The 26,040-nt window shown below is 56.0% G+C and carries 18 protein-coding genes; 10 read left to right on the top strand and 8 right to left on the bottom strand.

The annotated features are described in order from the left end of the window. Positions 1–618: 618 nt before the first annotated feature. The 3 genes from Fuma_RS11010 (at position 619) to Fuma_RS11000 (ending at position 2,759) form a co-directional block, all read left to right on the top strand. Positions 619–1,632, top strand: a complete 1,014-nt coding sequence (locus Fuma_RS11010) for a DUF1559 domain-containing protein (RefSeq protein WP_077024186.1) — start codon at positions 619–621, stop codon at positions 1,630–1,632. A 155-nt stretch (positions 1,633–1,787) separates the two neighbouring features. Next, positions 1,788–2,264, top strand: coding sequence for a carboxypeptidase-like regulatory domain-containing protein (locus Fuma_RS11005; RefSeq protein WP_077024185.1), 477 nt, complete (start codon positions 1,788–1,790; stop codon positions 2,262–2,264). Beyond that, positions 2,265–2,759 carry a hypothetical protein gene (locus tag Fuma_RS11000; RefSeq protein WP_077024184.1) on the top strand — a complete coding sequence of 165 codons (495 nt, stop codon included), beginning with the start codon at positions 2,265–2,267 and terminating at the stop codon, positions 2,757–2,759. A 156-nt stretch (positions 2,760–2,915) separates the two neighbouring features. Here the strand turns inward: Fuma_RS11000 and Fuma_RS10995 are convergent, their stop codons facing one another. The 6 genes from Fuma_RS10995 to Fuma_RS10965 all read right to left on the bottom strand — a co-directional run bounded on the left by Fuma_RS10995 (position 2,916) and on the right by Fuma_RS10965 (position 12,310). After that, entirely contained in the window at positions 2,916–3,167 is a 252-nt protein-coding gene (locus Fuma_RS10995; RefSeq protein WP_145944103.1) for a hypothetical protein, read from the bottom strand. Beyond that, entirely contained in the window at positions 3,160–4,587 is a 1,428-nt protein-coding gene (locus tag Fuma_RS10990; protein WP_077024182.1) for a DUF1552 domain-containing protein, read from the bottom strand. The genes Fuma_RS10995 and Fuma_RS10990 overlap by 8 nt, the downstream gene beginning before the upstream one ends. Before the next feature lie 33 nt (positions 4,588–4,620). Continuing rightward, the gene (locus Fuma_RS10985) at positions 4,621–5,907 is read right to left on the bottom strand and encodes an outer membrane protein assembly factor BamB family protein (RefSeq protein ID WP_158520943.1); all 1,287 of its coding nucleotides are present in this window, start codon (positions 5,905–5,907) and stop codon (positions 4,621–4,623) included. Continuing rightward, on the bottom strand, positions 5,904–9,260 hold the full coding sequence (locus tag Fuma_RS10980) for a DUF1592 domain-containing protein (protein ID WP_083731964.1): 3,357 nt from the start codon (positions 9,258–9,260) through the stop codon (positions 5,904–5,906). Before Fuma_RS10980 ends, Fuma_RS10985 begins: the two co-directional genes overlap by 4 nt. Positions 9,261–9,578: 318 nt before the next feature. Further along, positions 9,579–10,940: a sigma-54-dependent transcriptional regulator gene (locus Fuma_RS10970; protein WP_077024180.1), complete on the bottom strand. Its 1,362-nt coding sequence runs from the start codon at positions 10,938–10,940 to the stop codon at positions 9,579–9,581. Further along, positions 10,937–12,310 (bottom strand): two-component system sensor histidine kinase NtrB, encoded by a 1,374-nt coding sequence (locus tag Fuma_RS10965; protein ID WP_077024179.1) that lies wholly within the window; start codon positions 12,308–12,310, stop codon positions 10,937–10,939. Before Fuma_RS10965 ends, Fuma_RS10970 begins: the two co-directional genes overlap by 4 nt. Positions 12,311–12,856: 546 nt before the next feature. On the opposite strand from Fuma_RS10965, the gene Fuma_RS36185 reads away from it, so the two are divergent. The 5 genes from Fuma_RS36185 (at position 12,857) to Fuma_RS10935 (ending at position 20,105) form a co-directional block, all read left to right on the top strand. Next, entirely contained in the window at positions 12,857–14,371 is a 1,515-nt protein-coding gene (locus tag Fuma_RS36185; protein ID WP_077024177.1) for a WD40 repeat domain-containing protein, read from the top strand. Further along, complete coding sequence (locus Fuma_RS10950) at positions 14,284–14,766, top strand: ISAs1 family transposase (protein ID WP_414655189.1); 483 nt, start codon at positions 14,284–14,286, stop codon at positions 14,764–14,766. The genes Fuma_RS36185 and Fuma_RS10950 overlap by 88 nt, the downstream gene beginning before the upstream one ends. Positions 14,767–15,070: 304 nt before the next feature. Further along, a complete protein-coding gene (locus tag Fuma_RS10945; RefSeq protein WP_077024175.1) occupies positions 15,071–17,527 on the top strand; it encodes a heavy metal translocating P-type ATPase in 2,457 nt (818 codons plus the stop codon). A gap of 551 nt (positions 17,528–18,078) precedes the next feature. Then, a complete protein-coding gene (locus Fuma_RS10940) occupies positions 18,079–19,974 on the top strand; it encodes a redoxin domain-containing protein (RefSeq protein ID WP_077024174.1) in 1,896 nt (631 codons plus the stop codon). Then, entirely contained in the window at positions 19,971–20,105 is a 135-nt protein-coding gene (locus Fuma_RS10935) for a TetR family transcriptional regulator (RefSeq protein WP_083731963.1), read from the top strand. Before Fuma_RS10940 ends, Fuma_RS10935 begins: the two co-directional genes overlap by 4 nt. A 223-nt stretch (positions 20,106–20,328) precedes the next feature. On the opposite strand, the gene Fuma_RS10930 is transcribed toward Fuma_RS10935, so the two are convergent. Both Fuma_RS10930 and Fuma_RS10925 read right to left on the bottom strand, forming a co-directional pair. After that, positions 20,329–21,012 (bottom strand): hypothetical protein, encoded by a 684-nt coding sequence (locus Fuma_RS10930; protein ID WP_077024173.1) that lies wholly within the window; start codon positions 21,010–21,012, stop codon positions 20,329–20,331. Between the two features lie 571 nt (positions 21,013–21,583). Continuing rightward, positions 21,584–24,253, bottom strand: coding sequence for a tetratricopeptide repeat protein (locus Fuma_RS10925; RefSeq protein ID WP_158520942.1), 2,670 nt, complete (start codon positions 24,251–24,253; stop codon positions 21,584–21,586). Between Fuma_RS10925 and Fuma_RS35235 the strand changes: the two genes are divergently transcribed. Further along, positions 24,252–24,566, top strand: coding sequence for a hypothetical protein (locus Fuma_RS35235; protein WP_158520941.1), 315 nt, complete (start codon positions 24,252–24,254; stop codon positions 24,564–24,566). The genes Fuma_RS10925 and Fuma_RS35235 overlap by 2 nt on opposite strands. A 518-nt stretch (positions 24,567–25,084) precedes the next feature. Continuing rightward, positions 25,085–26,023 carry an IS110 family RNA-guided transposase gene (locus Fuma_RS10920; protein WP_077028094.1) on the top strand — a complete coding sequence of 313 codons (939 nt, stop codon included), beginning with the start codon at positions 25,085–25,087 and terminating at the stop codon, positions 26,021–26,023. Positions 26,024–26,040 lie beyond the last annotated feature (17 nt).

Genomic DNA, 26,040 nt, shown 5'->3' with positions numbered 1-26,040 from the left:
TTCGCCACTGACTCGACGCGGCTTGTTACGCAGTTGATAGCAACGCGTGAAGGTTACAACGGTGTTCGCCGACCTAACTGCGTTCCGCCAGTTGTAAGCGCTGGTCGTGAGCTGTTCCAGTCGCGACCGAATGTGGGTGTTGAAGTTATCGAGCTTTCCCGCACGCAATGCGTGTTCGATCAACGCTTGCTGCTCGCAGATTATGCACGGATGCTTCTTTCGATCGCAGCAATCAGGAAGTTTGGTTACGCCGTCTGGCAGTTGGTCGCAGGATTGCCGCCATTCGGCAAGTGATGCCGAACTGTGGCACAGTCTTTGCCTGCACTCAGCAACGACGCCATTATTGTCCTGCTGTCACCCGACAGAAAGTGCAGCGGGAAGAACGCACAACACTTCAGCAACCACAACAACAGGACTTACTTATTCCACGGCATTCGAGAGTTCTTTTTGCCAAAGTAAGAGTCAGCCAATTGGCTTGTTCCAGCCAGTTGGTTTGACAGGAAAAGGAATGGACGGACCCATTCCTGATCGAAACGTGTGAACTTTATTGTTGCGTTGTGCTTTGTTCCTGCGGCGATGGCAACCCACCTTAGGTCCCATTCAAAAGAAATAGGTTTGATGTTACCACAGAGACGAAAAGCCGGATTTACACTGATCGAATTGCTGGTCGTTATTGCGATTATAGCGATCCTGATTGCGTTGTTGTTGCCGGCCGTTCAACAGGCCCGTGAAGCTGCGCGACGAACGCAGTGCAAGAACCATTTTAAACAACTTGGGCTGGCGATTTTTAACTACGAAGGGACGCACGGTCGATTTCCGGCTGGTCGCATGAGTCAGGGAATTTGCACGGCCGGCGCAACCGCGCCCAGCAAACCAGACCCACAGACGAAGAACGGTCACGGACTGGCACTGCTGCTGCCATTTATGGAGCAGACTGCGCTCTACAGTCAGATCGACTTTTCCGGAGCTCAGGGAAATCTTGTTCGCCCAGGTTCCAACCCGGTACCGGTCGGTTTGGATGCTGTAGCAACCGGACACGCGGCTCTTGCCAGCCAGGTCATTCCCACTTTGTTGTGCCCATCAGATTCCGGCAACACCGTTCTGGATGCGGGCGGATCATTTTACTCGCCCGATGGCGGTTCGCCGGGCATGCCGTACGCCAAAACATCCTACGACTTCATCATGCCTTACCTTTCGCTCCGCGACTGTAACCACCATCGCAGCCTGTCAGTCGATGCTCGTTACCTGTTCGGCGAAAACAGTTACACAAGACTGGCCGCGTGCACCGACGGGCTATCGAACACTGTGATGATGGGCGAAAAGACGCTCGAAACGTACAACGGCCGCACGGGCGGCTGGCTGCACGCTGGCTGGGTGGATGTTGGAATTGACCCGCTGGGCCGTTGGAACCTGACGTTCCCTGCCACAGGCATCAATGTCTGGAATTACAACAACGTGAGTAACGTCGTCGGGAAGCGAGCCAGTTGGTACACCTGTGCCAGCCTGCATACCGGTGGAGCTCAGTTCCTGCTGGGAGACGGCAGCGTTCGGTTTCTCTCGGAAAATGTCGATCAGGGAACACTGACTTACCTGTGCCGCGCTTCAGATGGTCAGGTGCTTGGCGAATTCTAAGCCCACAGTCACAGCGAATCTCGCTGACGTGTGGCCGCGGAACAGGCGTTTCGCGCTACGGAGGCTGTTTCCCACGAGCCCGAACGCGGCCACACAGGTTTTGTTAGGGGTTCTTAGTCAAGTTCATTTGAGTATCTTTGAATCGAGGAATAGTCATGCGTCCACGTTGTTTTCAGGTGGCTCCGTTTATCGTTCTGGTTGCTCTGGGTTGCGGGGGTGACGGAATTGAACGAGCACCAATTACTGGCGTCGTTACGGTCGAAGGTTTACCTTTGCCCGGCGCGCTGATTCAGTTTCTGCCGCAACCAGGAACCCCTGGCGAAGGCGCTTTGGGTTCGTCAGATCCAGACGGGAAATTCGAAGTCATCAGCTCACGCGACAGTGACTACGGCATCCCGCCTGGCGAATACAAGATTCGGGTGAGTCGACTGCAGGATTCGAATGGAACCTTCGTGCCTGCGGACGCGCCGCAGGCTGACTTCCCGGACGCGATGGAATCCGTGCCGGTGCCGTATTCGACAATCAATTCGCCGTTGACGGCTGTGATCTCGTCGGACGGCGGTGAAGTGAAAGTTGAAATTCCTGTCGCTTTGGTTGACCCGAATGCGAAAACGAAAAAGAAGAGACGTTAGATGTCTGTAATATTCCGAGACTTCGCTCCAGCCAGTCTGTGTCTCATCCTGTTCGTGACTTGCAACGGCTGTGGGCAGGACTCAACAACAGCCGGAGGTCCCGATTCGACCACGGCAAACGATTCATCAAGAACTTCCGAACCGGGTTCGACTTCAGTTGAAGACCCTGAACCGGGAGTTGTTGAATTGAAACAGGCCAATGCCAAACTGAATGATGGCATCGTGCAATTCGAAGTTGCCTATGCATTCACTTCCGGGTCACCGGTCAAAACCTATTTATGTACGGTTCAGTTTTCCGATAGCGAACAGGCCGGTATCAAACCGTTGGAAGCCTTCGAATTGCATCCGGAAGGTTCGTTTAGAATGGGGATTGAAGTGGGAGACAATCCCGTTGATGAGTTTGAAATTACGTTTTCAGAAGCGGATTCACCCGACCGCGGATACACTGTGATTTCCAATACGTTGACGGGCCAGGTCACCACATCGTCCCCCTGAACCAATCAGACTGCTTGCGAACATGTTCGTCGGAGCGGGAAGCTTCGTGTGATCGAGAACGCTGCAATCGAATCACGGTTTTGCAATGTTGAGCACATCGTCGGTAAGAACGAACTGCGACTGAAATCGGTGCTACGGCTGCCGAAGCGACTCATTTCACAGGGGAATCGCACGGACGCGGTTTCCCTGCGAAATCAGTCGATTTCGTCGCACGGTACGATCACTGATGTCGTCGATAAGCCAGCAGCGAAGCCCCGGGGTTTCTTTCGCTTCGCTCAGTCCAACCCCGGCCACACCCGACGCGATCGTGCACCCATTTTGGTGGTAAGCTATTTCGGTATCGCCGTCGCGCGCCCACGAACGCTGCATGCGATACACGGTAGCATAGTCGCCACACAATCTACGCACGAATCGAATCCACAGGTTCGGCTCGGTCCTTTTCCGGACCCAGTTGTTGCTTGCTGCCCATGCCGGTTAGCACCGTGTTATAGACGTCCAGTCCTTCTGCCTTCACGTCCATAATCTGCCCCGTCTTGAAGCGGCCGTTGGCTCCGGTGATGCAGTGGAAGACGCCCGAGAGTTCTCGTTTGACGTCGTTGTGGCGTCCGTCGCCGGATTCGGTTGAGATTGTGATCAGGCTGTTTTCCAGAATGGATTTGCCGTTTGCTTCTTTGCAGTCAGGTTCGTCCAGCTTTTGCATGAAGTAAGCCATTTCTCGCATCTTCATGTGCGCGTGAGCTCGTAGTTGTTCGTTCTTCTTGTCGTCCTTAAACCGATGCCACCATTCGTGGCTGCAGCCTCCACTGCCGCTGCGGCCGAGTTGTTTGGGGTCGTTGAATTCCCACACTTTGCGACCATTGTATTCGTAGTCGCCAGTCAGCCGAATGCGTTCGCCCGCCGCCAAAAACGTGAGCGACCCAAAACGTGCTCGATCCATTTTAATCGCCAACGCATACAAGTCGGCCATCAGCCGCCATTCGGTCGTGAGTTCTTCCAGAGTGATGTCGATGCCTTCACCGCCGGGATCGGCCGGACCATCGTGTGGGACTCTTGAACGCGGCGGCAGGGCGGGGCCATTGCGGGTACTGTCCGGCAAGCGGAACGCTCGCAGTTCGAATTCCCGAACGCGTTCCAGGTGCTCAGCGACTCGCGCTTTTGAAGCGGTGCCCAACGGAGAATTATCGCTGGTGTAGAAACGGTAATCTTCCACAACGGAATCCAGCACGCTGCGTCGCAGTCGCTGAGTCCTCGCGTCTTTGTCGTCTGCGCCAGCCACCGTACCGAATACGCGGTCGAATAAATGTCGCGGCCGTTCCTGCATGGTCCCGGCGACCGTGCCGTCCTGCTTATAGCTGTGAACGTAGCGGCAAATGCGGCTGCGGCGGAAGAACGTTCCGGCGACCAATGTTGGCACCATCCCGGACGGAAGACCGTCAGAATAGTGAGCTTCCTTGATCACCTGATCGATCGAAGGCCCACCCGATCGAGCTTCTCCGTTTGGTGGTTCGGCGGTGAATGCTCCGGCGGCTCCGTCGTAGTGAGCGTTGATGCCGTTTTTGTCGCAACGCAACTGGTTGACTTTGCGCATGATCAGCAGCTTGTCGCTAAGCGGCTTTAGCGGTTCCAAAACGCCGTCAAAACCTTCGTCCTGCAGCGGAGCGGGAATGCCCAGGCCGAAGAACAGGTTGAACGCTCGCACCGGCACTTCTGTTTTCGCCACGGCAGCGACCGCCGAACTGGACAGCATTTCTTCCAGCAGCGGCAAACCAACGGTGGCACCGGCAACGTTCCGCAGCAACGTGCGTCGATTCAAGGCAAAGTTTCTCATCGCTCGGTCCTTGTGTTGGATTGTTCTACGACTTCAATTGACGCGGTAGCACAGAATATTGCCGTCTCGATCTTTGCAAAAAAGATGTCCATTCGCCAGCACGATGTGCGGCCATGCGTCCGAACTGCCAAGTTTTTCTTTCGCCGCCAGTTGCGTGTATTTCTTTGGTGAACGAGTGGCGGATTCCGCAAGCAGCAAATCGCCATGATTACCCCAGATCACAAGTCGATCGTCGGACGTGACAACAATCGAACCCTGATCGCCCGTTCTGCCGCCCTTCCACTTTTGTTTTCCAGTCTTCGCATCCAAACACATCACCGTTTGCCACGCAAGATAGATGTTGCCGTCGCGAACAACTGGTGAACACACTTTCGATGCGAACTTCTGTTCCCAAACCACCTGAGCTCCCTTCAGGCTGATCTTCAGGTTGGTGATCTTATACTGATTGTAAGCCGACGTCAGCAGCACGTGATTATTGTGCATTGTGGCCGCCGCAATGTTGTTGGCGTAGGACGTAATCCAGTCGTAGGTCGCCACTGTTTCACCTTCGTGACCTTTGTCCAATCTCGCCACAAGAAGTCCGGCGAAGTTGTGAACTGCCACGCACGGCACGCCGTCGACCGTCATCAATGCCGGACCGCCTGTATGACCTCCCGGCGATGTATTCTGAGATTTCCACGCGAGTGTTCCCGTCTGACGATCGAACGCCATCAGGTTGCCTTGCTTCGCACCGACTTCGACGATCACCCAGTCGCTATAAAGAAGTGACGATCCCGTATAGCCGTAATCGCGAAGTCCGCTGCGGCCAACTTTGGGGCGTTGAGGAACGTCGAATGTTTCGTAGAGATTACTGCCCCAGACGTGTTTCCCACGTTTCTGGGTGTCCCAGCAATTCAGGTGGCCGTCGACACTTAGCGTGAAAAGCAAACCGGTTGCGGGATCGTATTCCGGAGTCGACGTTACGCCCGAAAAGATGGCCTGATCGCCTGTGGCCAGCCGACCGTATTTGGGACAGTCGTAGTCGACCGACCAATCCGTTTCTCCGGTGGCGACATCCAGACACTGAACGTGATCTTTGTTGGATCGCCAACCCACGGTGTAAAGCCGGTCGCCAACAATCAGCGGTGATGTCGAACCTTCGCCGACGTTTTGCTTCCACAATTCTTCCAGCGGCCAATCGTCGCCCGTCCACCCCGACGGTTCGTCCACCACATCGTTACGATTCGGTCCGCGCCAATGAGGCCAGTCGCCTGCCGTTGCGGCGTGAGACAGCAGGGTGCTGACGGTGGCCGCGATGAGTAGTACTCGGCGAACCATCATTCGGCGTCCTGCACTCGTGTTGTTCGCACGAGGTCGCTCATGATGATCGCCGTTAGAGTGCTGGACCATGTTCCGCCGTTGGCCATTGCTTCTTTGTGAACGGCTTCCAGAATGCTCGCGTCGGCGGCTCCGAGTGGTCGGCCGATGGCGAATTGAGCGATCTTCCATGTGATGCTCTCGCGTACTCGATCGCTTTTCGCCAAAGCATCCATCAGTTGTGCGGACGTGTCGAAGTTTACTGGCCTGGCGCTGCCCGGGAACAGAATGGTCCCGTCTTCTCGCAGCTTGTTGCCGTGTTCGTCTTTGTCTGAATAGAAGCCGATGCCGTTGAATTTCTCAAGGCCGAACGCCAGCGGTTCGAACCTCACATGGCAACCGCTGCAGTTTGCGTTAACCAGACGCGTTTCCGCTATCGTGCGTTGACTCACGCCAGACTTCGTCGGCGGCGGGTTGGTATCGACACACGGTGGCGGCGCTTTGACGACGCCTCGCAGCAGTTCATGCAACACAAACAGCCCGCGAGTCACCATCGACGCGTCGTCGCCGCCCATGGTGAGCAGGCTTCCCTGAGTCAACAGGCCGCCTCGACTTTTGACGTTTTCGACGTCGTAGCGAGCCAACGTTTTGCCCTTCGGTTCCAGGCCGTAGTGTTTGGCCAGGCGAGGCGTCGCGAAGGTTGACTGAGCGTTCAGCAGATCCGACAGCGGTCGGTTTTCGTCCCAGACCACGTGCCGAAAATATGCCAGAGTTTCCGCTTTCATGTCCTGAGCCAGTTCGGGTGACCAGGTGGGAAACCGTTCGGCGTTCGGCTGCAGGTTGTCCAAACGATTCAGGTTCAGCCATTCGGTGATAAACCGTTCGGACTGCTTGATAGCTAGCGGATCTTTCAGCATTCGTTCAACCTGAGAACGAAGCTGACTGTCACTGCTAAGTTCGCTGGCTTCGGCAGCTTTCAGTAGGGCCTTGTCCGGCGGACCGCCCCATGTGATGTAGCTAAGCCGAGACGCCAGCTCGAAACCTCGAACCGGCATGGTGCCGTAGCCTCGTTGATCTTCCAGCCGATACACGAATCGCGGCGACTGCAACATGGCTTCAACCATATAACGCATGCCTTCGTCAAACGTACCACTGGCACTGGCGACGCTGGTGGCAATGCCACTGTAGTTCTGTTCTTCACGTGCTGACAAAGGTCCTCGAAACATCCACTTACCGATAGCCGACACAATTTTTCGCGTAGAATTGTCGGTGTTCAGCGTGCGGTCTTTGGTGAACTGACTGACGAACGCTTCGATATCCATTCGCCGCGAAATGATGGTTGCCAGTTCAGCGTACGATTCGACATGCTTTAAGTCGACGGTCAGATTGTACGCCGTGTTGCTGAATCCGTCGGCTCGCAGGTCTTTCGGAAGCAGTTCACGAGCTTCAGCAGAAATGTCGACGCCCACCGCACTACGAACGGTTTCGATGTATTCCGGAACCGTTAGGCGGCGAATCCAGTTGTCCGCCGTCAAATCGTCGTAAACGTAGACAACCGGATCGATGACTTCGATCGGCCACTTCGCTCCGGAATCAAGCCACTCCTTCAGCAGCTTTTTCTGATCCTTGGATAGCGGCGGTCGGTCCAACGGCATCTCGTCCGAATCCACATACTGCCACATCAAGCTTTCGTCGGCTTTGCCGGAAACGATCGGCGTTCCACTGTCGCCTCCCTTAAACGCGACCTCGCGGCGCGACAGGTCGAGGCCACCTTCCCGAGTCACGGTGTCGTGGCATTCCAAACAATGGTTTGCCAGCAGTCCGGCGACTTTGCGTTCGAACAACTGTGAACTGTGATCGACTGCCACAGCAGGAGCCGTCTGTGATTGACCATCCGGGCCAGCCTGGAAGTTCTTCTGCACGTCGCTGGCTGAGAGGGCTCGACTATAAATTGCCACCAGATGCAGGTCGCCCAGCCACGGACGTCTGTTATCGAATTCATTGCCCAACGCCAGGCGAAAGCCGTTGTCCCAGCCGTTCATGTCGCCGTCGATTTTGGTAGACATCCGCGGTTTTCCGTCCACAAAGACTTTCACGCCGCCCTTCGAATCGCGCGCGTAGACGATGTGAGTCAACGAAGTGCGAGCCGTGCTTGTTGGCAGAGCGGTCGACGGAAGTCCGTTGTGACTGGTGGACGACGTGCGCAAGCGGAAGTCATACGTGTTGCCGTCCTGTCCGGCTGTGAAGTTTCGGTTGCTGGAATTCGATGACAGCGTCACCAGTCGAGCGGGGCCGGCCTGCTGGGTGTCGTGCGGCGTGGCCCACACTTCCACCGAAACGGCGTTCGAACGTTTGATTGCGTCGATCACTTTTTTTGCAGGGGCGTCCGATGCAATAATCGTCGCGGCTTTGATTTTCAGACTTCCATCCGACCACTGTGCGGCAGACGACTTGCCGATCTTCAGGTCCAACGGTTTGCCAACACCCGACCGATCTCGCACGATGTCTCCCTTGCCGGATTCGAACGTGTACAAAGTTTGCAACTCGTCGGTGACTCGAGACGACGTTGTGCTGGCCAGTTGTTGAGCCGTCGTTCCGGCCGGTCCGGCCAAATAGTTCTGCACCACTTCTTTGTGGCTAAAAGCTGTGCTGTAGACCGCAACCAAATGCAGTTCGCCAAGCCATGGTCGACTGTTGTTCAATTCGTTGGCCAGAGCGAAGCGGAAACTGTCGTCCCAGCCGGACATGTTGCCGTCCGCTGTGTCGGTTTTCCGCGACTTGCCGTCCACGAAGATTTCGATCCGCCCTTTCGCATCGCGGGTGTAGACAAGATGTGTCAACGAAGTACGAGCGGTATCTTTGGGCAGGGCGGCGGAAGGAAGCCCGTTGCTGCTGGTCGACGAAGTGCGCAAACGAAAGTCGTAGGTGTTTGCGTCCTGGCCCACGGTGAAATTGCGGTGATTGGAATTTTCTGACAGTGTCACCAGGCGAGCTGGCCCGTTTTGTTTGGCGTCGTGCGGCTTCACCCATGCTTCAACGGAAATCGCATTTGACCGTTTGACGGCGTCGATCACTTTTTTAGCAGGACCGTCCGATGCGATAATCGTTGCGGCTTTGATATTTAGCGTTCCGTCCGACCACTGCACGGCGGACGAGTCACCGATCTTCAGATCCAGCGCTTGTCCGACTCCCGAACGATCGCGAACGACGTCTCCTTCGCCAGCTTCGAACGTATACAGAACCTGCAGGTCGCGATGAATTCGCGGCGACGCAGCACCGGCGGTCGCTAACCCTGCGACCAAAAACAACGCGGTCAGCACCATTGAAATGGCACGTGAGCATCCAACGTTGAGCCTGGCAACGATGAAGAATGACATGGCAGCCTAACTAACGAAAGGGAGATGGCCAGATGTTGGAGGGTGTTGGCGATGGGCTGAGTATACCAACCCGGGCGTGAAAACAACGCGGTCACCAAAGAGATCACAGGCAACGTCAGCCAAAATTCTGTCTCGGTCGACGCGAAGGCAGTTCTACCCGTCTCATGCCGAAGCCGTACATGGCCAGTTAAGACGTCGGAACGACGCATCAGCCAGCTGCGGCCCACTCTGCGGATAGCACCCTCTGCACACCGCCCACTCTTCACACTGCCAAGCCTGCAAGCGGATGTTTCCACGCCGCAAACCTCGCAGCAATTCTTAATGCAAACCGTAGCGGCTCATTTTGTAATGCAGCGTACGAATACTGACCCCCAGTTGCTTGGCCGTCCGTTCGCGATGGAATTCGCAGGCTTCCAACGCCGCCACAATGGTGTCTCGTTCACACTGTTCCACCGCGTCTGCCAGTGAACACGAGAGCGTTGGTTTCGACGCCGAATGGGGATGCAGTTCCGCCGGAAGGTCGCTCGCGTGAATCATTTCATCCGCCAACGTCACCACTAGTCGTTCCATCATGTTTCGCAATTGGCGAACGTTCCCTGGCCACGGAGCAGCCGTCAGAATCTGCATCGATTCCGGCGCCACCTGCTTGTTGCGTCGATTGTGCCGTTCACAAAAGTGACGCAGAAAATGTTCGACCAATAGCGGTATGTCTTCGCGCCGCTGTCGTAACGAAGGCACCTGAATCGGGATCACATTTAGTCGGTAGAACAGGTCTTCGCGGAAACTACCGGCTTCGATTAAGTCCTGCACCGATTTGTTGGTGGCCGAAAGCACGCGCGTGTCGGATTGTTGAAGCTGCTCACCGCCGACTCGACGATAGGTTCGCGTTTCCAGCACTCGCAGCAAATCCACCTGGCTCTTCGCCGACATCTCTGTCACTTCATCCAGAAACAACGTGCCCCCCGCTGCCTGTTCGAAGCAACCAGGCTTCTGCCGACTGGCACCGCTGAACGAACCTTTTTCATGGCCGAACAATTCGCTTTCCAGTAAAGATTCCGGCATCGCTCCCAGATTAACCGCGATAAACGGTCCACTGCTGCGATCGCTGAGATCGTGCAGGGCTTTTGCGATCAGTTCTTTCCCCGTTCCACTTTCGCCATGGATCATCACGGTCGCTTCCGTTGCCGCAACCTGACGAATTTGGTGGAAGACGTTCTGCATCGCGGAACAGTTGCCGATGATGTTTGAGATCTCACCGGCGCTGGCCAGTTGATTGCGAAGCTGCCGGTTTTCCAATTGCAGCGCGTAGTGTTCGCGAGCTTTCCGCACCTGTTGCCGTACGAGATTCAGATCCAGCGGTTTGGCGATAAAGTCGAACGCTCCGGCTCGCATCGCGTCGACCGCTGTTTCAACTGTTCCATGAGCCGTGATGACGATGACGGCGGTCTGTGGTCGAGCGAACAGCATTTTGCGGGCGAGCTCGATTCCCGTCATACCGCAGTTCAGACGGACGTCTGCGATCACCAGATCGTGTTGCCGTTTTTCGAACAGCTGCAGCGCTTCTTCGGCGTCGCCTGCCGTGTCGACAACGTCGGCTTCGTTCGCCAGACCTTTGGCCAGGCCGGACCGGATGTTGGGTTCGTCGTCGACGACAAGGACGTGAAACCGACTGTGGCTCATGCGTGAACTTCCCGAGGCAGCAGGACAGTGAATTCGGTGCCCGGCTGACCTTCGAACTTATCGCCGGTTCGAAAATCGATGCTGCCACCGTGCTGGCGAATGATCTTGTCGCACAATGCCAGCCCCATGCCGGTGCCATCATTGCGGGTTGTGAAATAAGGGTCAAATAGCTGAGCGTGAAAGTCTTCGGGGATCCCGTGCCCGGTGTCCGTCACCAGAATTCGGACCGCATCTTCCAGCGAATCGACACCAAAGGTCAGCGTGCCGCCTTTGGGCATCGCCGCCATTCCGTTCAACGCCAGATTCAACAACACCTGTTCCAGTTGAACAGAATCGGCTAACACGGTTCCCGTCGAATTCTCCGTAATATTTTTCACCAGCCTGATCCCCTGAGATTCAGCCTGAGGGTTCAGCAGCCGCAGAAGTTTCTCGACGAGCCCGATCACGTCGACCTGTGATCGACCGAGTTCTTTCACCGACGCATAGTTGCGGAAACCGTCCAGCACCTGAGTAATGCGCGTGACTTCGGTTCCAAGGATGTCCAGCATTTCCTGGACGTCCTCCTGTGGTTCTTCCTGGTCCAGGCGTTCCTGCAGAAGCTGAATATGCAGCGACAAAGCACTCAGTGGATTCTTAATCTCATGCTGCAACCCGGCGGCCAGCGTGCCCAGCCCCATATAACGTTCCATGCGCCGCACTCGTTCCTCAAGCAACGTTCTTTGAGTCACGTCGCGGATGTAGACGACAGTTCCGATTTCGTCCTGTCGTTGATTTCTCAGGATGGTACAACTGGTTCTCAAAGTCTGCTTGTGTCCCTGAAGGGTTACGCAATAGTCCTGATCTCGGACCGTTTGATGGTTGGCATTAACTTCGGCACAAACTTCCTGCAGCAGTGCGTGATCGGGGGCAAGTTGAGCCAGCGACTGGCCCACGGATTCTTCATTCAGGCCAATCATCTTTTTCGCACCGACGTTAATACTGGTGATATTGCCGCTTCGGTCCGTCGTAATCACGGCAGCGTCCAGGCAGGCAAGAATGTCGCTGGCCAGAACTTTGACGTCGCGCAAAGACTGCTCGCTCTGCAGGTAGCCTCGCACGACCAAAGCCAGAGCAATTGCAGTGCCAACCACATTCAACACCAGCAATACACCCAGCCATTCGTGCAGCCACAGATCGTCGGACAACTCAGCAACGTCATCCATGTCGCTTTCAGGCAGGTGTTTGACGATTTCAGCGACGATCTCCTGTTCGCGTCCGACGTCGATATTGATGACGATCACAACGGCCATCGAAATCACACTCAGCACCGCCATCCCCCATGCCAGCAGGCGAATTGAGCGACCGTTACGTTGTTCGTGAATGTCAAACATGAGGCGAGGCGGGCGGAAGAATGGTGAAATTGAGGCACTAAGGCACTGGCTGGAAAATCAGAACCAGCTTATCTGCGGCATTCAGCCGCAGCACGCATGATAGCCGGAATGGCACCCCTGGCCACGGCAAGCAAAATTTCTGAATGCGCTAATTTCGCAGTTCGGCAGCCTGACGAAAACGTGCAAATCCCTGCAGTCGATGTGCATAAAGCTGCACACCTCAGCGCGGTGTCGTCGACAGTCTTTTGCTTTGATCGACATCACCGAGCAGAAACCAGAAATCGCGTCTGATAGCACAGCAATCTGAGTCTCTCGCCACCACGCCGACCTTCCCATATGCCGACGCCGTGCATCGGCCCTGGTCGCCCCGCTGGTATATGATTTCGCTGATCGTTGCTGACACGTTTGCGATCCTCGACAGTGATCTTGCTCCGCTAATTAGACGCAAAGTTGAAGTCAGCTGATTCCCGATTGATCCCGCGTTACAATCACTGGTGATTGCAGATTGCGGTCCTGAACGACTCGTGCCTCAACAGGAACGGCCCCATGGTCCTGAATTCGCAGCGTTTCACAATTGTCGTGTGGCTTGTCCTCGGCAGCTCAGTGTCTGCTCAGACGGTTCAGGACGAGCATCCCAAGAGAGTGGATATTCAAGGAGATCCGTTGCCTGAAGGAGTGGCAGTTCGCTGCGGGACGGTGCGATACCGGCACCCCGGCTGGTACAAGCAAGTTGACTTCCTACCGGGCACGCACCACTTTGTCGTCAGCCCCAAGGGCTACTCGCCAATTATCTGGGACGCAGTTAGCGGGAAGATGGTCAGTCGTTTCGACCATCGAGGACATGTGGCGTGCGTGCGTGTCGTCCCTGGCTCCGGCAACGTCGTGATGCTGACTCTGGACATTAACAACGAAACCAGAATGTGTCGTGCATGGTTCACGATGCCTCACGATGGCGGCGGAAGGCAACTGCGCTGGAAGGAACCGTTTACCGAACACTCTGTGAAGTTTGCGTTGTCTCCTGACGCTCATATTCTGGCCGTCGGCACATACCACGGAATGTTAACATTTCGCAATTTGGAGACCGGTAAAGAGCGGAACAGCGAGCTGGTTATCGACGGAGAGGTTAGCTGGATCGATTGGTCGCCTGGCGGGGACCGAATCGCAGTCGCAGGGAGAGGTGGTGCGGCGATCTTGAAATGGGACTCAGCCAAACAAGAAGTTGAGATACTCACAAGAATCAAACGCGCCCAGGTGGTGAGGTTTTCAAACGATGGCAGCCTGCTTGCTGTCGGCAGCGAGCGAAAAAGCGGTCCCGCGGTGATCTGGGATGCCACAACCGGGGCGATGATTCGTCAAGTCGGCAATGTCGATGCCAACTACTATCGAGAAGGGCTGTGTTTCAGTTCCGATGACAGCGTGCTATACGTTCCCAACAACTACGGTAAGCAGGTTGAAGCATTCGATGTAAAGACAGGTGAACTGCAACGGTCGTTTCCCGTACCGAGAACGCCACCGCGCGCTGTCGCAATTTCCGACGATGGAAGATTCTTGGTGTCGGTGGGATCGGAATCACAAATCGCAGTATGGGATCTGACAACCGGAGAGTTGATTTCGGATCGGTTTCCTGGTCACGCTGAACGCGCCGGAGACCTTACGTTCATGCCGGACGGGAAGAAGCTGGTCTCGGGCGACAGTCGCGGCGTGATCAGGGTGTGGAACTCGTACACGGGAACACAGCTACACAAGTTTGAACACGATCATTGGGTCGCTGGACTAGGTGTTTCACCCACTGGCGATCAGATCGTAAGTGTGGGACTCGACGAAACCGTACGTACGTGGGAACTCAACCCGCCTCGCGAAGTGCTGAGAAGCGAAGGGCACGGGCGTTTGGGGAGCAATGATATTTGTGCGGCTGCATATACATTAATCAGCCCACGCTGCACGCAGGTCTTGTCGCGTTCTTCAAAGACCATTTGGAGGATGACTTTGCACGCTGTCCGGTGCGTCGATTTGAAACGAAAGAGAACGCACACGGTCGTGAAGACTTCCGCAGCTATCTGATCTGTCGTGCGCCCGAGGATCTTCCGGACGCACATCGCTGGAAGAATCTGAAGGCGATTGGAATCGCGATCATCAACACTGTCCGTGACGGCAAGCAGTGCATCGGCATCCGCTATTACATTTTAAGCCGTTATGTCTCCGGCCATCGTTTCGCCGAAGCTGTACGGAGTCACTGGGGTATTGAGAACAATTTGCATTGGCAACTGGACGTCACGTTCAGCGAAGATCAATCGAGACTCCGCAAAGGCCACACAGATATGAACTTCAGCATCCTTCGCCGCACGGCGTTGAGTCTTCTGAAAAACGAATCCACAGCCAAGGTGGGGATCAAAAACAAAAGACTCAATGCTGCCTGGGATGAGACATACCTCGCGAAAGTCCTGTTCGGCAAATGACTTAACGTGCAATCCCCCTGCTCTATACCGGACTCGACCGTCCGCATTCAATCTCCTCCATCGACGATCTGGTTCAACTTTGCCTGCACCACGAAGGAGCGGCAAAGTAATTCCAGTGTATCCCGAAAAGGAATCGTTGCGGCGCCGTTTTGGACTTCATTAGAAAACACATCTTCGAGGCACTCGCGATTACAACGCATTGCTACCCATTCGATGACATCGAGACGTCGTTGGGAAGGATGCAGGCGAAACAAGTTGGTATGATCGAGTCTTTGCTCACATTTCTGTAAACCTTAAGATCAATATGCCTGAGAAGACGCGGATTCAGATTGCGCTATTGTTACCCGCGGTGCCGTATGCTCGCGATGCCTGCATGACGCGGCTCGGCGACTTGCTAAGTGCTGACGCTGGAATCGAAGCCGCTCATCTTACGGACACTGGCGGTGACGGCCCTGGTGAAATCTGCATTCACTATGACCCGAAGCAACTGTCGGTCGGTCAGGTTCGAGAACTCGCCCGCCGAGCCGGACTCGAACTTGAACAGAGGTTCGGGCACTTGTTATTCAAAACGAAACCGATGCACGCGCGGCGATCGCAGATGGTCGAATCACGAGCGCGACGAATCCATGGCGTAACGGAGGCAGCAGCGTCACCGGCTGGCGCAATCACCATCGAGTTTGATCGCCTGGCTACTGATGAAGAAGCCATCCTAGCAGGTGTCCGAAAACTTGGTGTCCGATTCATTGAATCGCAGAACGAACGACCGTTCACGGAACCAACTGAAGCGGAGACCAACGCTTCTGCAGAAACAAACGACCATTCACGCGGCGGACTGTTCGGCGAACGAACAGAACTCATCTACGCCGGACTCTGTGGGGTGCTATTGATCACCGGGTGGCTGTTGTCAGTCCTGACCAACATCGCGCCTATGGTACCGTGGAGCCTTTATCTGGCAGCGTATCTATTCGGCGGCATCTTCATGTTCCGAGACGCCCTCAAGGGAGTTCTCGCCGCCCAATTCGACATCGACTTCCTGATGCTGGTGGCTGCCGTCGGTGCCGCTACCCTGGGTAAATGGGCGGAAGGAGCGTTGCTGCTGTTTCTGTTCAGTCTCGGCCACGCACTCGAACACTTTGCGATGGGGCGAGCCAAACGGGCGATCGAAGCGTTGGCGGAGCTCACGCCACAAACCGCGATGGTCCGACGTGACGGCAGCACCGAAGAAGTTCCAGTGGAGCAGCTGCATCCCGGTGACGTTGTGATCGTCAAGCCAAACGAACGCATGCCGGCTGACGGCTTCGTCATCAAGGGGCAAGGCAGCGTTAATCAGGCTCCGATCACTGGCGAAAGCATGCCCGTCGATAAACGACCTGTCGACGATCCAAACCACGCAAACTCAAACCCGGACCAACTCGCCCCACAGTTCCGCATCTTCGCGGGCACGATCAACCAAAGCAGTTCGCTTGAGATTCAGGTCACGAAACTCGCCAGCGAATCGACTTTGGCTCGCGTGATCGAAATGGTCAGCGAAGCAGAAACACAAAAGTCACCCACTCAACGGTTCGCCGACAGGTTCGAACGCTACTTTGTTCCGACCGTACTAGTGTTCGTCGTCCTGCTGCTGTTTGCGTGGACCGTGATCAACGAACCGTTTGGCACGTCGTTCTATCGAGCCATGGCAGTACTGGTCGCGGCCAGTCCGTGTGCTCTGGCGATCTCAACCCCCAGCGCGGTGCTTAGCGGTGTGGCTCGTGCGGCGCGAGGGGGAGTGCTGATCAAAGGTGGCGCGCCGCTGGAAAATCTGGGAACCGTCGGCGCGATTGCGTTCGATAAAACGGGAACATTAACCGAAGGCAAGCCGCGCCTGACCGACGTCGTCACCTCAGATGGCGCCGCAGAAGACGAGTTACTGCAAGTGGCGATTGCCGTCGAAAAACTCAGCGACCATCCATTGGCGACCGCCGTGGTACGCGACGGCAACGAACGGCTGCAGAGTGATTCCAACTTTGTGGCTCACGACGTCACCAGTATCACCGGCCGAGGAGTCAAAGCCACCGTCGACGGCCAATCAGTTTACATCGGCAAAGAAAATCTGTTCGACGAAGTCGAAGGCCCACCGCTGCCGGATGCGTTGCGCGAGTCTGTAGAGAAGCTCAAAACCAGTGGTCGCACGACAATGATCGTCCGGCGTGGTGACACGTATCTCGGTGTCCTGGGCTTGATGGACACGCCGCGTGAATCGGCGAAAAGCATGATTGCCCGTCTACGAGACCTCGGCCTCCGCCGCATGATCATGCTTTCCGGCGACAACCAACAGGTCGCCAGCGCGGTTGCCCAACAAGTCGGTCTCGACGAAGCCTGGGGCGACTTGATGCCACACGACAAAGTGGCGGCAATCAGGAAGCTCAGCAACGAAGTAGGCGTCGCGATGGTGGGCGACGGCGTCAACGACGCTCCTGCCATGGCCAACGCGACCGTAGGAATCGCCATGGGGGCAGCCGGTTCTGATGTCGCACTGGAAACCGCCGACGTGGCGCTGATGGCCGACGACTTGAATCACCTTCCGTTCGTCGTCGGCCTGAGTCGCCAAACAAGCCGCATCATTCGTCAAAATCTCTGGCTCAGCCTCGGTATGGTCGCCTTCCTCGTACCCGCCACCGTCCTCGGACTGCAGCTCGGCCCGGCCGTTGTGCTTCACGAAGGTTCAACCGTTCTGGTCGTCTTCAATGCGCTTCGGTTGCTGGCGTACGAGAGCGACTGAAGTATCGACCAACTCTTCGCGGAAGGACATTGAATGTGCCGTTTATGTTCAGGCCCTCCACGCAGCCGCTGCTGAATTCTCCTTTGGCGCGAAACCAGTCGACCAGCAGGTTGTGGTGGCTTCGGGGGCGCAGGGTACGAAACTGCGGTCGTTCTGGACAGAACTTTGGCAGCTTATCCCAGCCGTGTTTTCGCACTTCACGAGAAACCGAGAAGCAACCCCGACCTGCATCGGAAGCCGATCACGCGTTGATGCAATTTTGACTCACGATTCCGGGTTGACCGAAACGGAAAACAGAGTCAGCGGCTTGACGGCATCATCCAGTTCTACGCGAGAGCGACTCGCTGAGAGCATAACGGCTTGCAGGTGTTCTGGTACTGAAGTTGATCATTGTGAAGTTGCCTTGCGTCTCCGGCAGACCAGAGGCTGGAAGGGATCGGGATGCCTGCGACGTTCGAAAGTCTTGTATTGCCGAGAACATTGCGCTAGTGTAACGACCGTCATAGGTCATCGCGATATGGCCGATTCGATGGTTGTTTAGGCTCGACGGGATGAACAGTTTACGTTGTCTGGCGTTTATTTTCGCTTTCGCATTGCCGTTAATTGGCGTGGCAGATGAACCTGCTTCGGAAGCGACGACGCTGACTAAGACCAGCATGCAGCTCAACTTTGATCTCGCGGATCTCAACGGCCACGTGCATGCGCTGGGGCAGAATGATCAACAGGTGGCTCGCGTTTTTGTATTCGTTTCGACCACCTGTCCGATCTCGAATTCGCACACAAAGACGCTCAACGAACTGGCGACTTCACTGCCGGCGGGTGTCAAATTGTTCGGCGTGGTTTCTGATCCGTTTGTCACGCGACAGGCTACTGCAAAGCATTTCGAAGAATTCGCCGCACAGTTTCCTGTGCTCTTCGATAGTTCCGGACTCCTTGCTGATGTCCTCAAGCCATCGCATGTGCCCGAAGCGTTTGTGCTCGACCGCGATGGCCGTCTGGCTTATCGCGGAGCCATCGACAACGCTTATGAATCGATCGGTCGCCGCCGAACGAATGTTGAAAAGCAGTTCCTTCGCGACGCCATGCAGTCGGTGTCGCAGCGTTTGCCTGTGGAGATTTCAAAAACGAAACCTGTTGGCTGTCACTTTCCGAAACGTCGTGGTTCGACAAAGACCGGCAAGGTAACTTACACACGCAATATCGCACCGCTGATTCAATCGCGTTGCCAGAACTGTCATCGCCCTGGCCAGGTGGCTCCGTTTGCGCTGACGAATTATCAGGAAGCTGCGGCTCATGCCGAGATGCTGGTCGAGGTGACTCAGCGACGCATCATGCCGCCATGGATTCCCGGTCCGAGCCACCAGCGCAGGTTTGTTGGCGAGCGTTGGCTTTCGGATCAGGAGTTAGCTTTGCTGAAGGATTGGGTGGCTGCAGATTGTCCGGAAGGCGACCCGGACGATCTGCCGCCTTCGCCACAATTTGCTGAGGGTTGGCAACTGGGAACACCGGATCTGGTCGTGCGAATGCGGCAGGCGTTTACCGTTCCGGCGGACGGTCCTGATTTACTTCAGAACTTTGTGCTGCCGATCGACATCCCTGAAGACAAGTTGGTTGCTGCCGTTGAGTTTCATCCGGGCAACAAACGTGTCGTTCATCATGCGGTGTTATTTCTTGATGACAAAGGGCAAGCTCGCAAACTGGACAACGCAACGCCGGAACCGGGTTACGGCAACTTCGGCGGCCCCGGATTTTCTCCCAGCGGAGCACTCGGCGGCTGGTCGGTCGGAAACACGGCGCGGCGGCTGCCCAACGACATGGGGCGATACCTGAAGAAGGGCAGCGATCTGGTGGTTCAGGTTCACTACCATCCAACCGGCAAAGAAGAATCGGACCAGTCAGAAATCGGCCTGTACTTTGTCGATAAGCCGGTGGCTGAATCGCTTCAACAGCCAGCAAAGCTGGTCGGAAGCATCTGGATGGCGAATTATGAAATGGACATTCCCGCTGGCGACGCAGCGTATTCGCGTTCCACAACGTACACGCTGCCGAACGATGTCATCCTGGTGGGCGTTGTGCCTCATATGCATTTGCTGGGCAAGTCGATGAAGGTCACGGCGACGCCGCCGGCGCAAGCAACCCAAATGCTGATCGATGTCGCTGAGTGGAATTACAACTGGCAGGATGAGTATTACTACGAACGGCCGTTTTCATTGCCCGCCGGTACCGTTCTGAAGGTGGAAGCAGTTTTCGATAACTCTGCCAACAATCCGTCGAATCCATCATCACCACCGCGACGCGTGACCTGGGGCGACGAGACGACTGACGAAATGTTGTTTTGTTTCTTTCTGATCACCGCCAACAAAACGGAAGATCTGATCCACACAATTTACGATAATCTTGGCCATGACATGCGGCAGCCTCGCAGTGAAGTGAGCGACTCGCCATGACAACTCGCAGCGATTCCGCCGCGTTGACTCGTGAGAACCTGTTGAACCAGGCTCTGACGCTGTTCTCCGAGCGAGGCTATTCGGCCACCAGAATTCGCGACATCATTCAGGCGGCCGGAGTGACTCAGTAAATGTAGGGCCGGTTCCCACCGGCCGCGCCAAGCGTGTGGTGGCAGGTGGAAACCGGCTCTATGTTTTAATTGCCTGATGAACAAAGGCCAGTTCCGACTGGCCGCGATTTTCACGCGGCCGACAGAAACTGGCCAATGTTAATTCCCTTCACCTCGCTCGGCGTTGCGGCGTTCCACGCAGAAACCCATCGTCCAACGCCATCGCCTCGCCGGGGGCTCCCCGTCAGACGGCCGGGATCGTGGCGCTGATGACCTGGCTCCATGGGCCGGGTTCGCCTTTGGTGTTGACCCAGCGGATCAGGATGTTGGCGGTGTTGCCTCCGTCGTCGCTTTTGAACTTGATGAGTTCCGGCGTGCGCGTGCTGAAGGCGACGAAGCGGTAGTCCTCCGGATTTGTGGGGGGATTGTCCGCGATGGCGACGTAGACTTCGCAGCCTCGAACGCCGTAGGGTCGCGCCTTCCGAGTTGGTGTGGCAACGTCGGAATACATCAGCGTCAGTTCCAGACGATCCGTACCGATGACCGTGCCTGTCGGAAATGTTTGCGGGACCGGAACCGGTGTTCGCGTTGTTTTATGAACCGGCAGACCAGCCGCATCGCGAGCGGCGTTGGTGATTTCGTCGTTGGCCTGAATCAACTTCGCAGCAGATCGAACCGTTTCTTCCAGCTGTCGTCGAGCTTCGTCTTTGCTTTCCGTCGCCGCTTTGGCCGCGTCCCGAGCCTTCACGGCGGCGGCGTATTTTTTGTCCCATTCCGCCAACTGAGTTTGCAGCGCTTTGACTCGTTCAGCAGACATTTCGTATTCCGCAGGATCGGCCGCCAACTGGTTGACGAACTGGCGAGCAAAGGCATCGAAGTTTCCTTCCGCCTGAGGAATGAAAGACGTTTTTGTACGGGTGGCTGTCATAGCGAACACTCCTTGCGTGGGAGAGGTGTTGAGGCGGATCGTATTGAGTACCAACCTCGAATCGTCCCCTACTGGACAACACCATCAACCGCACCTGCGGAATCTGCCGCTGCGCCGCGTTCCGGATTGCAAATCGATCACTCTGAACCGGCTGTACCAATTGCCCGCCGCATTCACAGTGACAAAATCACTATGTCGAGTTCGCCGGAAGAATTTATGAGTGGATCGGGACAATTTATTAGTGGCTCGGAACAGTTCCGCCCCACTAATTTTCCCATGCCGAGCACTGCGCAACAATTCCGAGAACGAATTCTTAGCATGCCCAGTCTTCCGGACCGGCAGACTGAACCTAATCTGCAGAGTTTATGCACTACGGAACGATCGCCGTCCCTTTGCAAAGCGATCCACTGTGTTGCCTTTCCCTTTTCGTGTGTTTCGGTTCTTTCGTGGTGGCCCAGCCGTTCCGTGTTCTGCTGTAACCGGTGTCCCGGCAGATGTGGAAGCTCGTGCTGTTGCATTGCGGCACCGTAGAGCGGGTGGCACCGGTGATTATTCGCAACCGGTGATGTTTCTACTGCGGCATGCCCGATTTCAACTGCAGCGCTCCGGTGCGATAATTTTGCGCCAGTTGTTGCTGACCGGCCTGCTCGAATACCGGGACGGCACGTTCGTACATCTGCATGCAGTACTTGCTGGGTGAACCACCACGTGTTTGAGGAATCTTCGGGAGAAACGAGGCGTAGAATTCGGCCAGCGTTTGATTGACGGCACCAGCGGCCGCAGCGAGTCCCTCCAACCGGTCCAGCATTTTTGGAATGTACTGACCTTCGTCTGGGTACTTTTGAATCGCCACCGCCAGTGTCTGAATCGCTTCGTCGGTCCGTTCTTCCTGTTCCAGCAGGTCACTCAACTGCAGCAACGCTCGGAACCCCAGGTCCGGTCGCTGCGCGGCCGCGTAGACATCCAGTAACTGGTAGTAGTATTGAATTCTTTTATCCGCCTCTTTTTCAAAGGAAATCAGATCCGCGAAGATTGTCAACGTGAAGTCCGGAAACGCGGCGAAGTTCACAAACAGTTGGTCCAGCAGAATCGACATCGTCTTGTGCTCGTCTTTGCCAGGCTCACGTCCTGACGAAATCTGTGACAGTGCAGTCCAGGCCGATTCGCTCCAGGGGTTCAACGCGACTGCACCGGAAAGGTACTCCAGTCGAGTATCGAAGTCGAAAGCCAGTTCCTCTGCCATGCCAGGATAGACGGCCATAACTCGATCCGAATGGCGTTTGGCCATCGCATCCATCCCAACCTGGTGCAAACGCAGCTCCAGAAGTCGATCGGTAATTCGTTTTCCGGATTGAGGCTCCTTCATGTTTCCGACGTAGTAATGATCGCCGCGATATCGCCCATGCGACTCAAGCGTAAACTTGATGCTGCGTTGAGTTACCGCTTGCAGTTCGACCCACATGACCCATGCATGAGCTCCTCCATATCGTCCTGAACCACTGACATACTCCGCAGGCACGCCCATACTTTTGCCGACGCGCGCCGCGTAGTCTGCCTGCATCGCACACACGCCCCCAAACTGCCGGATGTTGGGCAGGTTGTATTCCTTACCATCCAGTTTGCATTCGCGACTACTGGTTTGCAGCATCCTCGTGTCGTAAGGCACGTCGGAGTAACATTTGCCGAACATCTGCCGGGTGGGAAGGTACGCCTGCACCGCCCATGTCCGTTCTGCGACCGGCGTCTTGTCATTGATCAGGTGAATCAGAAACTCCCATGGAACAAACTGAGCACGTCCCTGCATGACGCTTTCGGCATCAACGAAGTACTGAAAGTTGCTGAGTCCATCCAGCAACGTGTCCGGTATGGTCGAATGTGTGCGCTCCGCATGGCCCCGGTAGTTGTATACTCCACGATCGTTGTCCCACACCACAGAGCACGCGATCGCCAACGAACCGTAGCGATCCATCTGCTTCGGGTACGTTTTGCGAATCTGATTGAACATCTGCAGCGCTGTAGAAACGTTGTCGACTTCGGGCCGAATGGCTGTAAAGAATTCTTCCTTCAGATCGATGCGTTCGGCGAACCATTCCATCAGTTCGTCGTAGTCATCCCCGACTCCTGTTCGAATTTGCGAATCAAATTCTTTCTCGAACTGATCGGCAAAGACCTTGCGAACGTCTTTATAGCAATCGGTGGTGAACAGACGGCGAGGCTTTCCCGGTCGCTTGAGTCGTCCTTCATACAACGGCATCAGTTCCGCCACCATGGCGGGCGTCTGATGCACGATCGGGGTTGGAGCTTCGTGTTTCTGAACCACTGCCACCGGCCTGTCCATCACGGAACTTAGCGGGTCCAGCATATTCGAATCGCCCCCGACAAACGCGACCAGCAGTTCGTCGTTGGCGAAGACGTTCAGCGGTTCTTCATTTTTCCAGGGACTGTCGAAGAGCTTCCGACCAAATACGTCCACCTTCTGAACATCTTCCTGGCGGTCCTGCGCTGTTTCGTAGCGGAAAACAGAAACTGACCGGCCGTCAAAACTTAGAACGCCCGCACTGCCAGTGAAGGGCAAGGGATTGTCATGTGCTGCCGCGTCTTCAAATTCCGCATCGACGTCAAGCTTTCGCAGGTCTGCCACAAGCTGGCGAACAGGGTTATCAAACTTCCCCACCTGAAACGTCACGTCATGTGTGGTTGAAAGTGAGGCGTCAGAATCTTCTTTCGCGATCACCGTCACACTCACAGATTCTCCCGCCATGATTTCGGAAGGCGTGAATTTTAGCTCGCCGGTCTCAGCGTCAATCGTTGCCGCAGCATTCGGCTCAGCCAACGCATAGCTCACGGCGACGCTGGGTTCATCAGGATCGTCGGCCTGTACTGTGACAACGACTTCCTCAAGCGGTTTGGTAGACACAGGTTCGATCGTTTGAAACACGGGCGCCGTATCTTCTTCGGCCACAATCACCCGGAACTTCGCTTCCACGATGTTTGGCCCCTGAATCAGATGCACGATCACATCAAACTGACCTGGACCATCCGCTTCTGTTGGCGTCCACTTGAATACTCGAGTCGCCTGATCGAATGTGGCTCCGTCCGGTGCCTGCACGATTTTCAACTGTGTGGCCTGTTGCGCCCCGGTGGACGTCACAGGCATCGCCAGTGTCATGAGTTTCCCCTCCACGGCCGCCTGATCGGGAAACTGCTTCACGGTGATCTCCGGCGGTTTCGCGGCAGGCATGAAATACCATAGCGCACCGGCAGCCCCGAGCAGCACCATCAGCATTGGCAACCAAACGCCAACAGAACTGCGGCGTCTGCGTCGGCGTGGTGATGCAGAAGTGGATGACGTGGAAGTGGTGTTGAAATTCAGTTCCGGCGGAGCAGCGGAATTGGGCACCGCTGCGGCATCTGCTGCGGGTTCGGGCGCCAAATGCAACACAGGAAACGCTTCGTCCGGTTCCGGTGGTGTGAGTGTCCGTTGGGACGGCTCCGGTTTTGCTGGGCGTTTAGCGGGCGAAGGTTTCGAACGCGGCTTCTGCGGCTTTTTTTGAACCGTTGGATTGGTGTCCGAGGCCAGTGGAACCTGAATGGCCGTCTGGCATTTCGGGCACTTGACTCGCCGCCCGGTCAGCGTCGGCTTCATCTTCAATCGTGATTGGCAGCCCGGACACGCAACGCTCAGCATGGAACTTCACTCCGCAGGAATTCATGCCGTCAGATTACCGCCAACGCACCCGCGAAACCAGTGTTGATTCCAGGCCAGGTAGGGGCCGCTGAGCGGACCGAAACGCTGAAAGTGAATGAGCTGCCGCTGTGGGGAAATGCTGTGAATGTGAGCCATTGGTCCGCACAGCGGACCCTTGTATCTTTGGCGATTGTCTGTGATAGATGGAACAGGTGAGGAACAGGTTGTTCCTGTTCCCCACCTCAGAGCGGCAGATCGTCGGACCCTTGGTTTAAAAGACCGTGGCGTAGCGTGATCGTCGCTCCGGAATCATGTACTCAGCCCGAACAGTCGCCGGAGCGGCGTCCACCGCCAGCTCGTATCAGCAAGGAAGGGATCGTACACGTGCAGCATAACAACTTGTGTGCAGGAATTGATGTCGCCAAAGCCAAACTCGATGTCGCACTCAGCTCGGGGAAAAGGGTCACGACGTTCGGCAACGATGCCGACGGACACCAACAACTGCTGCGATTCCTCGAAACGGCTCAGGCCAGCCTGGTGTGTCTGGAAGCCACCGGCGGATACGAACGATCGCTCGTGGCCGCGCTGCACAAAGCCTGCCACGCGACGGCTGTGGTGAACCCGCGTCAGATACGAGATTTCGCCCGAGCCGCCGGCCAGCTGGCAAAGACCGATGCCATTGATGCCGCAATCATCGCCAGGTACGCGCGAACGATGCAGCCCCGACAAACCACTCCACTCCCCAAAGCCCATCAGCAACTGCGCGACCTGGCGGCCCGCAGACGCCAGGTCGTCGCCATGCGGATCAGCGAGCAAAATCGTCTGCAAATCACTTGTGACAAGTCTATTCAGACACTCATCCGCAAGTCGATGACCATGCTCGAAAAGCAAATCAATGTCATCGAAGAACGCATGGCTCGTCTGATCGACAAAGACACCGAACTGGCGCGACGAAAACGAATCCTGTTGTCGGTCCCGGGCATCGGACCGGCCACGGTCGGAGTCCTCCTCGCCGAGTTGCCCGAACTGGGCATGCTCAATCGTGGCCAGATCGCCAAACTCATCGGAGTCGCCCCAACGAATCGGGACAGCGGGACACTGCGGGGAAAACGGACAACCGGCGGCGGACGGGCACACATTCGCAAAGCGCTCTACATGCCCGTTGTCGTTGCGAAGAAACACAATCCGGCCATCAAACGTTTCTACGAGCGGCTGCTTGAGAACGGCAAGGCACCGCTGTGTGCTATCGTCGCCGCAATGCGAAAACTCATCACAATTCTCAACGTCATGATCCGAGACGACAAACTCTGGAGCCAACCCTGAAATCGAGCCCCATCCTT

The sequence above is a fragment of the Fuerstiella marisgermanici genome, assembly GCF_001983935.1.
GTDB lineage: Bacteria > Planctomycetota > Planctomycetia > Planctomycetales > Planctomycetaceae > Fuerstiella > Fuerstiella marisgermanici.
Note: the sequence above shows the minus strand (reverse complement) of the source record. Positions and strands in the feature narration are given on the sequence as shown.